Source organism: Haloarcula rubripromontorii (assembly GCF_001280425.1).
GTDB classification, from domain to species: Archaea; Halobacteriota; Halobacteria; order Halobacteriales; family Haloarculaceae; genus Haloarcula; species Haloarcula rubripromontorii.
Map to the genome: position 1 here is coordinate 1 of NZ_LIUF01000011.1, position 14531 is coordinate 14531.

Genomic DNA, 14531 nt, shown 5'->3' on the forward strand with positions numbered 1-14531 from the left:
AAGAGACAGCAACATGGGACACGAGGTTCTCCTCGTTGACCTCGCTGGAACACAGAACGACCTCGCGACACACTTCGGACTCTCCATCGTCGAGGACGACGACGCGGATGGCGTCACCATCGATGCCCCGATCTCGGCCGTCTTCGGTGACGACTGGGCGTTCCTCCGAGACAACATCGATGACCTTCTGGATCGGATGACGTTCCCGACCGACGAGGGGCCGGACCTTATCCCAGCTGATCTCGGGCTCGGTGGCGCAGACAATAACCTCGCGAACGTCCCACTCGAAGAGCGCTACCAGAAACTCGATGGCTTCGTTGAGGACCTCGTCGCCGACCAGTACGACCTCGTCATCTTCGACCTGCCCGGCAAGGAGGACAACATCGCACTCAACGGGCTCTTCGCTGCTCGGAACGTCGTCGCTCCGCTGAAACCCGGTGCCTTCGAGCGTGACCAGCTCCAAAAACTGGATGCGACGCTGGACGAGATCAGCACTGACCTCGATGTCGACCTCGGGTTGGCGCTAATCATCCCGACGATCATCAGTAGCCAGGAGACCCTCTCGGAGTCGTTCGTCGAGTACGTGACCGAAGAGTACCCTGAGATCGTCGGTGAACCCGTCACCAAGACCGCCGATATCGGGAACAACCAGAACGCCGGTCGGACGCTCTATGCCGTCCCTGACGACGAACTCTATGCGACCGGGAAGCGAGCCCGTGAGGCGTACAGTGCGAACACTGAGCAACTGCTGACCCAACTCACAGACCGATGAGTGACACTACTGACGACCGCGACCCTGAAGAACTGCTTGAACAGTCGAAAGAACAGAAACGTCACCGCAGCCAACCGCAACAGGACACCGAATCAGAGGAGCCCTCGCTGGAGGAGTACATCGCCGACATCTACGAAGAGCTCGACGCCGGCGAGGTACCAACGAATCTGACGATGCGGGATCAGAACCTTGCAGCACTGATCCGTGGCCTTGACGAGGCCAATCAACTCGACGCCGTTGGGGCCGATGTTCGCGAGTATCTCGACAGGGATGGGGTCGACTCGGAGAGTCGTGGGTCAGTTCTGGGCTTGCTCGTTCGGGCAGGACTTGCTGAGGTTCGTCCAGACCTCATCGAAGCCGGTGAAGCAGGGTACGAGACGTACACCGAACGCCAAGAGACGCAGTTCTAATCGGCTCTTTTTGCATCACATATCGGTTGTTGTGAATACGGTTTATTTATTCTTCTGAACAGCTGAAACGGCTGTTCAGTATGTCTGCGTATTGGACGTCGAGGGTCCTACCAGCTTCGGATGATGTTCGAAGTGCCGTACACGATGGAGGCCACAACTCTTTCATATCTGCACGAGAGTTCAGACGACGCCCCCTGAAAATCAACAACGTGCTTCACAAAAGCAATGACCGTCAGTCCCCTATGTGGAGGAACGGCCTAACCGTCGCTACCGGCCGCCGTCCCACTCGTCCCGCAGCAGGCCGTACAGCTCCATGTCGTGGTACTCGCCGCGGTACCAGGCGGCCTCGCGGCGGGTGCCTTCGTGCTCGAAGCCCAGTGACTCTAGCAGCGCGGCCGAGGCCTCGTTGAAGCTGCCAGCGCGGGCGTGGATGCGGCGCATGTTGCGGTCTTCGAAGGCGTACCGGACCATCTGGAGGGCGGCGTCGGAGCCGTATCCTTGACTGTGGTGGTCAGGGTGCACCCAGTAGGCAAGCTCGGCTGACCGCGCGCGACGGGTCTCGTCGGGGCCGTATCGGGACTCCATCAGCGAGACATGGCCGACGGGGTCGCCGTCGACGCAGGCCAGACAGTGAACGTCCTCCTCGGCGGTCAGGACGGTCTCGAAGAACTCCTCGGCCAACTCGCCGTTCGTCGGGTTGACGTCCATCGCGGGCCGCCAGATGCGGGGGTCGTTGATGGCGCGCTGCACGAACGGGACGTCCTCGCGTTCGACCGGCCGGAGGGTCACGGTTTCGCCCTCCAAGAACGTGGGTCCAGGCATAGCTTCGCCTGGTCGGGCGGCCCACAAGGGTCTTGTGTAAACTCATAGTGTGGTGCCATATGACGAGGGCTACGTGACTGCGGAGCCGGTCCTGAAGACAGGCTGCCCGGAACGGCTATGTCGGTCTTTGTTAGTCCACATCGGAGACACACAGCCAATCCTACCGGCTGGTTCCGCCACATTCGACTGAGCCGACCTCACTCGTCGTGCTACATCCCACGTTTGCGCTGACCAACTCCCACGCGAACTATGTAACAGTGTACTCCCAAAGAATTGCAGAGTTCTCACCGATTAACGCGCTCGGTGCTCTGCCGTTCTGGCCGTCTTTTCGAACTTCCGCTGGATTCCAGACGACACGGATGGTAGTTCCCGACAGGTCACCGACACCGCCGAGCAAAATCGACTCTCCGGCTGTCCAGTAGTCCCCTACACCAGACTGATCATTCCCTTCGGTCAGTTTTTCGCCAACCGTTGCGTACCCACCATTTGGGTCCGTATCTGGGCCACCGATATCGACCGGCTCTGTCGAGACGATCAGCACCTGATCTGCGCGGATTCTATCGCCGTGCGTGAGCGTAAGTTCAAGTCGCTCTTCAGAACTATCTTCATCAAGTAATCGTTGCTCAAATCCGGCACTCGGGGCTGGCTGGCTGGCGTCAATAATATCAAGAGCTATTACAGAGACTGTCGCCGCAAATATGACTGCCACCGCCGTCATAAGAAGAACCGAGATAACCGACGAGACAGCACGTTTCTCCATGCTACAAAATATAGCTGATTGCTTATATATAAATTTCTGTATCTATCATCTTCTAAATTAATAAATTTAATATATAATAAAACGCTTTGCAGAGTCTATGTTGATTTTTACTAGAAATATAAGATATATAGTCCGTACTGACCAATCGGATTTGTCCGGATAAAAGGGTTTCATGCCGAGGCTTTCTTTGGCAAGGCTCTCGGAACTCACATGTGGTTGGAATAGGGACACTCATTGTTGCAGTTACAATCATTGTGGCGATGACACTGACCCTCGGTCTGTTGCTTCGCCTATTGAGAGATGCTGATGGGCTCTGAACAGTCGACTAGTTCACTGTACTGACTGAAAGCCATCCACAACCTCGCGAATAGTATAGCCGTATTCACAACGACTGATATCGGTAGTCAGTATCTGGAGTTTGCATCCGGCTTGTGTATCTGTATATTGTATCTAGATATGCTATTCGACTCTAGTCTACAGATATTCGATATAGCAGTATACAGTTTACCGATGATGACGCTGCTGATCAGATTACCCCGAGGACTCAGTCGATATCAGCGAACTCGCCAGCCAGTTCGGCATCGACAATGCTGTCGAACCCACACTGTGGACAGGTAATCGACAGGCCGTCGATAGCCGCCGCCTCGACGCGCTGGAGGACACCCTGACAGATGTGCTTCCTACAGTCAGGACACCGGACCGCCTGAAGAGTCACGGGTTTCGCGTGGCGCAGACAGTCCTTGCACCCAGAATACGCAGGGACGACCGCGTTGCACCGGGTAATGCGGTACGTAGACCCCTGGTTTCCAGCGCCACAGGCGGGCGCGGCTTCGCCGTAGGCGGCCGCCTGCGGGTCCGGGAAGTGGTACTTCTCGGCTTTCCCGCCGCTGACGACCACCCACGGAACCCGCTGGTCCAGCACCTCGACGTCGTCGACGTCGAACGCCCGACCGTCTTCAGTCCAGTCCGGCGACTCGAGCGCGTACAGCGAGACCTCATGATGGTCGGGATAGCGCACCAGCTCCAGGCCGAACACCGCCGATCGAGAATTGAGTCGGAGTACGCGTTTCGATTCGCGGTCATCGGTCGGGTCCTCGATGGCCCGTTCGACAACATCGGTGACGTCCCAGGTGCGTGTGTCGCCGTTGACCACGAGCAAGTCACCTGCTTCGATATCCTGGATCGTCTCGACGAGCGCCGGGCCGACACCGGCGTCGACGGAATCAGTGACAGCCATCAATCGTCACCCGAAATCGTGTCGGGACATCCGTCTTTAGCTAAGAGAGAAACCGCGTGACAGCAGCGGCTTATCGAGGCTTCTTTTCGAGAGGAATGAGGAGGCGATAGCTGTGTCCAACAGAGCCTCCTCATCGAGAATCATGCGTCGGCTCACTACACTGTTTCCCTCTGAGTTCCTCGAAGAGCACGCCGAGGAACTCGGCGTGGTCGAGCGAGAGGGTAAGCTCCAGATTCCTGTCCTCGTGTGGGCGCTCGTGTTCGGCTTCGCCGCAGGCGAGAGCCGAACACTCGCTGGGTTTAGACGCTGCTACAACGCTACAGCTGACGAACCGATCTCTTCTGGCGGCTTCTATCACCGGTTGACACCGTTACTCGCAGAGTATCTCCGCGACCTCGTCGAGCGCGGCCTCGACGAAGTCGCTGTCCCTGATGCTGTTGATGCTGATATCGACCGGTTCAGGGACGTGATGATCGCTGATGGAACGGTGTTGCGGTTGCACGAGTTTCTTTCTGATGAGTTTCAAGCCCGCCACGAGGAGCAGGCTGGAGCGAAGCTCCACCTGCTCCACAACGCTACCGACCAGACCATAGAACGGATCGATGTGACTGATGAGAAAACGCACGACAGCGCGCTATTCAAGACAGGATCGTGGCTGCAAGGACGACTGGTTCTGTTTGATCGAGCGTACTTCAAATACCGCCGCTTTGCGTTGATCGACGAGAACGACGGCTACTTCGTGAGTCGGCTGAAGCAGAACGCAAATCCGGTGATAACGGCGGAATTACGGGAATGGCGCGGCCGCGCCATTCCCTTGGAGGGCAAACAGATCCACGATGTGGTCGATGATCTCTCGCGGAAGTACATCGACGTAGAGGTGGAAGCGGAGTTCAAGCGTGGCCAGTACGAGGGAACCCGGTCGCTGGACACGAAGCGATTTCGCGTCGTCGGCGTCCGCAACGAGGACGCCGACGACTACCACCTATACATCACGAATCTACCGAGAGAGGAGTTTCTCCCGGCGGATCTAGCGACGCTGTATCGGTGTCGATGGGAAGTAGAAACGTTGTTCCGTGAGTTGAAGACGCAGTACGAACTGGACGAATTCGACACGAACAACCCTGATGTCGTGAAGATTCTACTGTACGCAGCGTTGCTGTCACTGCTGGTGAGTCGTGAGTTGTTGGATCTGGTCACTGAGCAGGCCGACGATGAGATCGTGTTTCCGCCGGAACGCTGGGCGGCGACCTTCCGGTCGCACGCCCAGCTCATCCTTCACGAACTCGGTGAGTACCTCGGTTACTCGCCACCGCCGTTGTTGGAGCGGCTAATCGAAGATGCCCAGAAAATCCACCAACAACGACCGATCTTACAAGAGACGCTCGCTACCGCTACACAACCGAGGTGTGAGTCTTAGCTAAAGACGAATAGTGCGGGGGTTCATCGACGAGGAGATCACTGTCTTCAAGGATAACGGCCTGACGCCCGCCGCCGAGACCCTCGTCCATGAGGAGTTCCTGCTAGAGGACGAAGCTATCCTGGAAGCGTATCACAACGCCTGTAACGATTTCGCTGAGGAAATTGAGATACTGTTCGATCGTTCCTCGGCGTACAGCCTCATCGATCCCGATGACGACACCTTCGAGGAACTCTGCGGGATGCTCGACAGTGTTGACGACGAAGTCTGGCGGGCTGATGACGTGCTCGGCTGGGTCTACGAATACTACAACGTCAAACTCCTCGACGATCTACGTCGCAAGGGCGACCGCGAAGGGCTCGACCCCGAGGATGTCCCGCCGGCGAATCAGTTCTACACCCCCCACTGGGTCGTCCGGATGCTCACCGACAACTCCCTCGGAAAGCTCTATCTCGAACACACCGGGGAGCTGCAGGATGTCGTCGACACCCAGGATTCGTTCGCCCCCGAGGAGCGCAAGAACCGTCCACTCTCACCTGACGAGTCACCCGACATCGCCGACTTCTGTACCTACCTTGTTCCGAGTGAGGAGGCGGGCGAGCCGACCGACTTCGACCACCCTCGGGAGCTGCGGGTCATCGACCCGGCATGTGGCAGCGGCCACTTCCTCCTCTACGCTTTCGACGTGCTCGAACGCATCTGGCGCACCGAAACAGACCACCCCAGCGAGCAGATTCCCAGAAAGATTCTGCAGCACAACCTCTACGGCGTCGACCTGGATATGCGGGCCTGCCAGCTCGCAGCGTTCAATCTCTACCTCAAGGGTCGCACCCGGGCCGAAGCCGAGGGCGCCGATGGCTTCGACATGCCGGAGGTGGGGATCGTCTGTGCCGACGCCTCGATCGCGGAGATCGACGGCGTCGAGGCGGTGTTCGACGAGGTCGCCGGCGATGATCCCGAGGTCCAACAGGCGCTTGAGCGCATCCTCGACGCTTTCGAGGAGGTCCACGGTCTCGGTAGCTTGCTCGACGTGCGCGGCACCCTCGGTGACCTGTTCGAAGACGACGCCGACATCGGCGGCACACAGCTGACCCTCGGCGACGACCCCCGCGAAAGTCACACACTCGGGCAGGTACTACACAGCCTGCGCGAAGCCGTCGAGGAACATCGGGAGTCGGACTCGTTCCTCGCGCAGGACCTCCGGAGTTTCGTGCGCCTGCTGGACATTCTGGCCCAGGACTACGACGTGGCGCTGATGAATCCGCCGTATGGAGCACACGGGCGAATGCCTGATATTGTACAAGAATATGTCGAGGAAAAATACAGTTATAAAGACGAATATTATATTTCATTCTTTGAGGTATGCTCGAATTTACTACCGCAGAACGGTAGATTGGGTATGCTTGTTCCTCGATCGTTTATGTTTAAGAGCAGTTTCCAATCCTTTAGAGATCAGTTTTTGAATTCGGGGGGAACTATCGATTTCTTAGCAGAATTCGGCCTAGGTATACTCGATAACGCTACTGTAAGGACTTCTGGCACGGTTTTAGCGCCGAACACGGAATCTTCCAACCTAGGGACATTCATCAGATTACATGATGTTAAATCAGATGAGAAAGAAGAGGCATTCATCCGTAGTTCATTTGAAGGAGAGTTTGACGACGTTAAAAGACGATATTCAGTAAGTGCTGATGAATTCACTCAGGTTCCAGGGAGCCCAATTAGTTACTGGACCCCAGATGAAGTCCGAGAACTACATCAATCCCATGAAAAGTTAGATGCGGATACTGCAGGCATTGAGGGAGGATCTGTCTCAACAATCGCAACGGGTTTGCAGACGGGAGATAATCCGCGATTCATTCGGAAACACTGGGGATCCCCAGATACAGATGAATTCAAGCCCTTAGCCAAAGGTGGGGAAGATGCCTGGGTAGTCCCATCAGTGACCACAAAAATAAACTGGCGGGATGGAGGGGTTGAGATGCAACGGATTGACTCTGCCCGATTCCAGAACCCACAGCACTACGGGAAAGAGGGTCTTACTTGGAATCAAGTAAAGGAGACAGGACGCCGGTTCGGGTTTTACCCAGAAGGAGGGATTTTCGACCAAACCGGATCGATGGTCTTCCCTGAAGACTATCTTTCACCATGGAAACTGATGGGGGTTCTAAATACAGACTTATATCATGCTCTGTTCCTCTCTTTAACGCCCGAACGGCACTGGAATCCCGGAGATGTTGCTAGAATTCCTTGGGTCTTCGATCAACAAGACTCACGAATTGCTGAGGTTACCAAATCTCAGTATCAGGAAGTCATTAGTCTAAGATCCAGTAATCCGACTAGCCCGTATTACGTTGGCCCGCGAATTTTACCCACCCGATCTAGCTCTGGATGGTTCTACAACCATGAACACGTTCGTAATCGGAAGATCATACAGAACATTACATTTCAAGAAGTAGCTCCAAGGGTGTCTCTGCAGGAGGCAGCTCGTCAATCTATAGGATCCAGGGTAGAGATTAACAAGCAACTGGAAGAACTCGCAGAAAAAGCAGATGAAATAGTATTCGAGGATTTAGATATTACAGACGGCACACAAAATCAAATCCGACAAGAAATCTTCCTCCGAACCGCTGAAAGCCCCGAAGATCGCGAAGTCATGGGCCTAGAGTCTGTCCCCGAGAACCCAGACAACATCGACAAGCAGGTCAAGGACCTCGTCCATCACTTCGCAATGGAGGCCGTCCGAGAGGAAAACGACGGCATTGTCCCACTACACGGCGTCGACGACCAGCCGAACATGCTGGACCGCATCGTCGAGCGCTTCGAGAACGCCTACGGTGAGCACGCCGAGGACCGACTGGTCGAGGTCGACGAAATTCTCGGTGCCGAGTCCGCCGCCGAGGAGGCCTATCCCAACCTCCGGCGGTGGATCGCCGAGGACCTGTTCAACTACCACGTAAGCCGGATGGAAAATACGCCCATCGTCTGGAAGCTGACAACCGAGCGTCTACTCGCCGACTCCACCGGCGAGGGGTTCGCGTGCTTCGTCGACTACCACAGCCTCGACTCGGGGCTATTCGACCGTCTCTCAAACCAATACCTAGAACCGCGGAAGGCCGAACTCCGAGAGCAGCGCAGTGCCGCGAACCGCCGCCGGAGCGATGATTCTCTGTCCGCCAGCGAGCAAGCCGAGGCAGCCGAACAGTACGAGCGCTGTGCAAGCGGACTCGACCAGATCGCCGTCTTCGAGGACGTCATCCAGGATCTCGGGAGCGTAGACGAACGCGAGTTCGAAGAATCGGATCGTGCGCTGGTGAAGGACCTCGCGCCGAAAGTCGCCGCGTTCTGCGAGGAGACCCGCGAGCGCGTTGACACGCTCGGGGAGCTGCACGAGCGCAAGGACTCGACGTGGTTCAAGGACACCTTCTCGGAGAAATTCTGGGAGACCGTCGACGAGTGGCGCGACGAGTGGCTCGACGCGCTTGCGGAACTCGAAGGTGCCTGTGAAGCATACGCCAAGCCGACCGACGAGCCTGTAGAAGCACACCTTGCTGACCTGTTCGACTACTTCAACTGGCGGCTCAAGGGCTCAGACCACTACTCCAGTTCAGGCATCCTGTTCATGACTTACTACTTCGAGCGTGAAGGTTCCGACCTGCTCGACGAGAACGGACAACCCCACGATCATCTCTCCGAAGACGAACGCCGCCTCGCTTCGTTGGCGATGGGGCTTGACGATGTCTCCATCGTTGATGAGGAGTACCTCGAAGCAGTCGCCGACGACGAGGGCGTGGACGACATCGAGGAGCTGCCGCCGCTGGCCGAGTTCAAGGCACTAGCCGAAGAGATCGACGACCGCTGCCAGACAATCGACAAGCGCGTTCCTTCGGACTGGGCTGACCGCGCGATCTCAGAGGTAACGACTGCTGGCTATCAGCCCAACCACAAGCACGGCGTCGAAATCAACATCACACCGCTCGCCGACGCCGAGATTGTCCCGAAAACCGTCGACGATGACGTCCTGTAACAATGCCTGCAACCAAAACCCTCCCACAGTGCGCTGAAGATGCCATCGAGACTGCCATCGACGAGGCGGCCGACGAAGATCCGGTCGTGCTTTGGTGGGACGACGGTGGGTACCTTCGCGATATCGTCCAAGGAGTCAGCCACTCACTGGGCTGTGAGTTCTATGCGGCCGAGCAAACGCCACTCGAGCTGCGCGCCGACGCGCCCCGCGACCGAACCGTCTGGTACGTACCACAGACCCACAGCGACGACGTAGACTGGTTCAAGGATGTCGAAAACACTGGCGGGGTCATTGAAGCGCACATCGGTAAGCTTGCGGCACGCTGCTTCGAGAACGAGCGTATCCAGGCCGCTTCGATCCGCACGGCCTACGAAGACGTCGGCGAAGGTGATCGCGAACAGGTCGCCAAGACGCTCTTCCAGGAGCTCAACGGCGAAGGGGGCCTTCCGACGCTCCAGGGGCTCCAAACGAAGATCGTCCTCGATGGCCATGAGGACCCGGTTCAGTTCGTCCTCGAACACGGCGCCGAGAACCTTCCCGACGAGACCAGCGATCTACTACAAATTCGGGACCTGTTGGTCGACAACGGCGTCGCGGCCGTCGACGGCGTCACCGACGAGGACGTTCTCGTGACACGAACACGACGTTGGGCGGTCGCCGAATGGCTCGTCGAGGAGGGACTCGATCCGTCGCTCCTCGACGCCGAATACCGACCCGAGTCCAGTTCGGGCCTCGGAATCTCTCGACCTGAACTCCAGTCGCTACTGAGCAAGGTCGATCCAGAACGCGCCGAAGAGCTAGCGCACGTGTACCTCGATCCAGACGCCCAGTTCTGGCACGATATCCTTCGATCCTACGACGACCCCTGGGGACTGGCCGACTGTCCCGTCGACGCCTCGCTCGAACACGAACTCTGGAACGAGTGGCTGCAAGCGTTCCACGACGGGGAGTACGAGACGTGCACGACCCGAGCGGCCACACGCTACCAGCGTCTCGAAACGACCTACGGCGACGTCCCGTGGACGAGCGTCTGGAACCAGGCTGTCGAGGTCGCCAAACTCGCGCACGAACTCGAAACGTGGGAAGAGCGCGGCGATACGACCGACATCGTCGACCTCTACGGTGACGTCGACGATGGGACCTGGCAGATCGACAACGCCGTGTTCAATCTCATCATCTCGGGCGAGCCCGAACAAGGGCTCCCAGAGGAGCATCCCGCGACGGCGAGTCTCGACGACCTGCGCACGTCGCTGACTGAGTCACGCTACCTCGACTACCTCAGCGATCTCGGCGAACTGGTCGTCGACCAGATCGAGGCAGGTTCACCGTTTGTCGGCGAAAACTACGCCCACCAGTTCTTCGACCAGGAGCAAGAACACCTCCAGAGTGGCCAGAGCGTTGCGCTGTTCATCGTCGACGCGCTGCGTTTCGACCTCGCTCACGAACTGGCGGAGTCTGTCCGTCGTGAACTCCCCGGCCTCGAAGTCGACGAGACTGCTTGGGTCGGAACACTCCCCTCGGATACCGAGTTTGGGAAGGCAGCACTCACACCCGGGAGCAAGTTCAGCTTCAACATCGAACTCGACGACGGGGAACTCGTTCCGGAACGCAACGGCCGCGAGATCACTAACTACCAGCGCGAGAAGATGCTGAAGGACGATGGCTGGAGTTACATCATGCAAAGCGAGGACGACGAGTCGGGGTGGAGCAACACTCGCGTTGCGTACTACTGGAACGACCTCGACAAAGCTGGTGAAAAAGAGCTAACCGACTTCGAGGCGCTGTTCAGCGACCGTATCGAGAAGATATCGGACATCATCTGCGAGAAGCTCGACCAGGGAGAGTGGGACCGCGCATACATCCTCGCCGACCACGGTTTTGTCTCGCTTCCCCAGAGCATCGATCTTGATGGCATCTATCCACCGGACGAGGCGGAGCAGGTGACGCGCCGTTGGGTGGCCGGAACAAACATCGACGAGGATGCACCTGGCGTCCTCCTCGACGAGAACACTCATCTCGGCTACCTTGACGATGACACGAAAATTAGTGTCCTCGCAGATCCAATTCAGCGCTTCCGCAATCAGGGACTTCCCGATGCTCGCTTCTACCACGGTGGGGTTCTCCCCCAGGAATTCGTGCTCAACTTCGTCACGATCACGCAGGAATGACCGCTAATGACTAACTTCGATCCCGGTGATACGGTCCTACTCAATGGACGCACTGCCGAGGTCATTAAGACCTACTCCGTCGGCGATCTCGACTACCTCCGGGCCTACGTCGAAGACGCCGGCGTGAAAACCGTCTGTATCGACGACGTCGAGGTCGAACCCAAACGCGATCAGCTTGGGGAACTGCGCTCGGCGTCAGCCGAACAGCTACATCCCGACCACGAGGCTGTCTCGGCCGAGTGGTTCGATCTTCGTTCGCAAGCCCTTCAGCTTCAGATCGCCCACGAACAGGGGCAGCTACTGAGTATCTCGAATTCGCTGGTCCGCCTCGAACCGTATCAGCTCGCCGCAGTCAACTGGGTGATGCAGAAGCTGCGCCAACGTGCGCTCATCGCCGACGACGTCGGCCTCGGGAAGACCATCGAAGCGGGACTCATCCTCAAAGAGCTTACCGCTCGAAATCGTGCGGACCGGGTCCTGTTCGTCGTCCCTGCCCACCTCCAGAAGAAGTGGATTCGTGATATGAACCGCTTCTTCGACATCGACCTCACGCCGGCCGACCGGCAGTGGGTCGAGGGTGAACGCCGGCGACTCGGTGAGGAGGCCAACATCTGGGACCAAGACCACCAACAGATGGTCACCAGTCAGGCCTTCCTCCGACAGGACGAGTTCCAGCCGGCCCTCGAGGAAGCGTTCTGGGACGTCGTGATAGTCGACGAGGCGCACAAGGCCGCCAAACGGGGTGAGTCCCCCAGCAAGACGTCGAAGATGGTCGAACGGGTCGCCGGTAATTCCGACTCGCTCCTCCTGCTCAGCGCGACGCCACACGACGGCAAGGGCGAGGCGTTCCGCTCGCTCATCGAGTACATCGACCCGTTCCTCGTCGCCGAAGACCAGGACCTCTCCAAGGAAGCCGTTGACCGCGTGATGATCCGCCGCGGGAAGCAGACGCTGTACGACGATGACGGCGAGCGCATCTTCCCCGACCGTGAGGTCAACACCGTTCCCGTGGAGATGACCCACGATGAGCGGCAGTTCTATCGGGCCGTTACTGACTACGTCCAGAACGTCTATAACCGCTCCGAGAAGCTGAACGAGCCAGCGGTCGGGTTCGCCATGGCGCTGATGCAGAAACGTCTTGTCAGCAGTATCGGCGCCATCCAAGCGACACTGAGTCGTCGTTTGGGCGACCTCGTCGACGAGCAGTCGACCTCCACGAACCTCTCGGAGGAGGCGTCCGCGTACCTCGACGGCGAGGATCTCGACGAAGAGGACAAACAACGAGCCGAGGAGGAACTCTCGGCGCTGACCGTCACCGAGAGCGATGCGCAACTCGAAGAGGAGATCGAAACGCTCCGCGACCTCGTCTCCCTCGCCGAGGGTATCTCCGTCGACTCGAAGGCCCAGAAGGTCCGCCGCTACATCCAGCAGCTGCTGGAAGAGCAACCCGACGAGAAACTCCTCCTGTTCACCGAGTATCGCGACACACTGGACTACCTACTCGACCTTGTGAAGGACGAACCCTGGGCCGACGAGATCCTCGTCATCCACGGTGACGTCGACAAGGAGGAACGCGCCCGCATCGAGGAGGAGTTCAACCACGGCCAGTCCCGGCTACTGTTTGCGACCGACGCGGCGAGCGAGGGGATTGACCTCCAGCACAGTTGCCACATCATGGTGAACTACGAGCTGCCGTGGAACCCGAACCGCCTCGAGCAGCGGATCGGCCGGCTCCACCGCTACGGGCAGGACAAGGAGGTCAAGGTCTGGAACTTCACGTTCGAGGACACTCGTGAGGGCGAGATCTTCGACATGCTCCAGAACAAGGTCGAGAACATCCGCGGCAAACTCGGCAACACGGCTGACGTGTTGGGGATGCTCGATGACATCAACGTCGACTCGCTCATCATGGAGTCCATCCAGAACGACGAACCGGCGAGTGCAACCAAGGAGGAACTCGAGGAACTCATCGACGAGCGTCAACGCACGCTCCAGGAGTGGTACGAACGCAGCCTCATCGACACGAGCACGTTTGACCAGGAGAGCCGGGAGAAGATTCAGGAGGTGATGGACGAGTCCGAGGACGTCTACGGGACGGAGGCCGACATCCACGAGTTCGTCGAGCGCGGCGTCGAGGCGCTCGGTGGCGACGTCGAAAAAGCCGGGAGCAATCTCTACAGGGCCCAGCTGCCACGCTCTCTACGGCAAGGAACTGACGAGGAGTACGGGCCGTTCACGTTCAGCCGAGACTTCGCGATGGACCACGATGGTATTGACTACGTCTCTCCCGATGATGATCTGGTCCAGCGGCTAATGCAGCAAATCCTGGATAGTGAGCACGGAGATGTTGGGCTAAAGCTCCTCCCGTTCGTCGACGAACCGGGGATTGCGTATAACTATCGCGTGACGTTCGAGGACGGGACGGGCGAGGTCATCCGGGAAGATATGATCCCTGTGTATGTCGATGCCCGCCATCATGACCCCCGGCAGCGGATGGGTCAGCGTGTTGTTCAGGGTGACAGTATCAAAGGGTCGCCCGACGCGGACCGTGTGCGATCGCTGATACAGAGTCAGGATCAGCTGCGAGAAGCTGGGGACCGGTACATCAGCCAGCAGGTCACATCTTTGCGGGAAGAACTACACGAGCGCCGCCGAGAGGAGACCCAGCAAGAACTAGATGACCTCGAGGAGTATGCGGAGGCTGAACGCCAGCGAATCGAGGAGTTCATCGAGAACTATGAACGGAAAGCAGAGGCTGGGTCAAATATGGATATCGCAATCCGTGGTCAACAAGAACGGCTCAACAAACTTGAGCAGCGTATCGAAGACCGGCGCCAAGAATTGCAGCGGAAGGCTCGGGTCATCTCACTTGCGCCAGAGGTGGAGAACGTTTGCTTTGCTCTCCCGGTCTAATCGAT

At 58.0% G+C, this 14531-nt stretch carries 9 protein-coding genes; 6 read left to right on the forward strand and 3 right to left on the reverse strand.

Annotation, left to right across the window (positions count from 1 at the left end; genetic code table 11):
* The first annotated feature begins 13 nt into the window (after nucleotides 1–13).
* Both AMS69_RS18665 and AMS69_RS18670 read left to right on the forward strand, forming a co-directional pair.
* Nucleotides 14–772, forward strand: a complete 759-nt coding sequence (locus tag AMS69_RS18665) for a ParA family protein (RefSeq protein ID WP_077067843.1) — start codon at nucleotides 14–16, stop codon at nucleotides 770–772.
* Nucleotides 769–1182 (forward strand): hypothetical protein, encoded by a 414-nt coding sequence (locus AMS69_RS18670; protein ID WP_053969543.1) that lies wholly within the window; start codon nucleotides 769–771, stop codon nucleotides 1180–1182. The genes AMS69_RS18665 and AMS69_RS18670 overlap by 4 nt, the downstream gene beginning before the upstream one ends.
* 267 nt (nucleotides 1183–1449) lie before the next feature.
* Here the strand turns inward: AMS69_RS18670 and AMS69_RS18675 are convergent, their stop codons facing one another.
* From AMS69_RS18675 to AMS69_RS18685, 3 genes are all read right to left on the reverse strand, one after another.
* Nucleotides 1450–2004, reverse strand: a complete 555-nt coding sequence (locus AMS69_RS18675) for a GNAT family N-acetyltransferase (protein WP_053969544.1) — start codon at nucleotides 2002–2004, stop codon at nucleotides 1450–1452.
* A 247-nt stretch (nucleotides 2005–2251) separates the two neighbouring features.
* Nucleotides 2252–2764: a type IV pilin N-terminal domain-containing protein gene (locus AMS69_RS18680; RefSeq protein ID WP_053969545.1), complete on the reverse strand. Its 513-nt coding sequence runs from the start codon at nucleotides 2762–2764 to the stop codon at nucleotides 2252–2254.
* Between the two features lie 544 nt (nucleotides 2765–3308).
* The gene (locus AMS69_RS18685) at nucleotides 3309–4001 is read right to left on the reverse strand and encodes a hypothetical protein (RefSeq protein WP_053969546.1); all 693 of its coding nucleotides are present in this window, start codon (nucleotides 3999–4001) and stop codon (nucleotides 3309–3311) included.
* A 142-nt stretch (nucleotides 4002–4143) separates the two neighbouring features.
* Between AMS69_RS18685 and AMS69_RS18690 the strand changes: the two genes are divergently transcribed.
* The 4 genes from AMS69_RS18690 to AMS69_RS18710 are packed head-to-tail and all read left to right on the forward strand — an operon-like array spanning nucleotide 4144 to nucleotide 14526.
* Complete coding sequence (locus AMS69_RS18690; RefSeq protein ID WP_053966624.1) at nucleotides 4144–5418, forward strand: IS4-like element ISHma1 family transposase; 1275 nt, start codon at nucleotides 4144–4146, stop codon at nucleotides 5416–5418.
* 13 nt (nucleotides 5419–5431) lie between these two features.
* Nucleotides 5432–9445 carry a BREX-5 system adenine-specific DNA-methyltransferase PglX gene (pglX, locus tag AMS69_RS19915; protein WP_202904584.1) on the forward strand — a complete coding sequence of 1338 codons (4014 nt, stop codon included), beginning with the start codon at nucleotides 5432–5434 and terminating at the stop codon, nucleotides 9443–9445.
* A 2-nt stretch (nucleotides 9446–9447) separates the two neighbouring features.
* Nucleotides 9448–11613, forward strand: a complete 2166-nt coding sequence (pglZ, locus tag AMS69_RS18705; RefSeq protein ID WP_053969549.1) for a BREX-5 system phosphatase PglZ — start codon at nucleotides 9448–9450, stop codon at nucleotides 11611–11613.
* 6 nt (nucleotides 11614–11619) lie between these two features.
* The gene (locus AMS69_RS18710; RefSeq protein WP_053969550.1) at nucleotides 11620–14526 is read left to right on the forward strand and encodes a helicase-related protein; all 2907 of its coding nucleotides are present in this window, start codon (nucleotides 11620–11622) and stop codon (nucleotides 14524–14526) included.
* The last annotated feature ends 5 nt before the right edge of the window (nucleotides 14527–14531 follow it).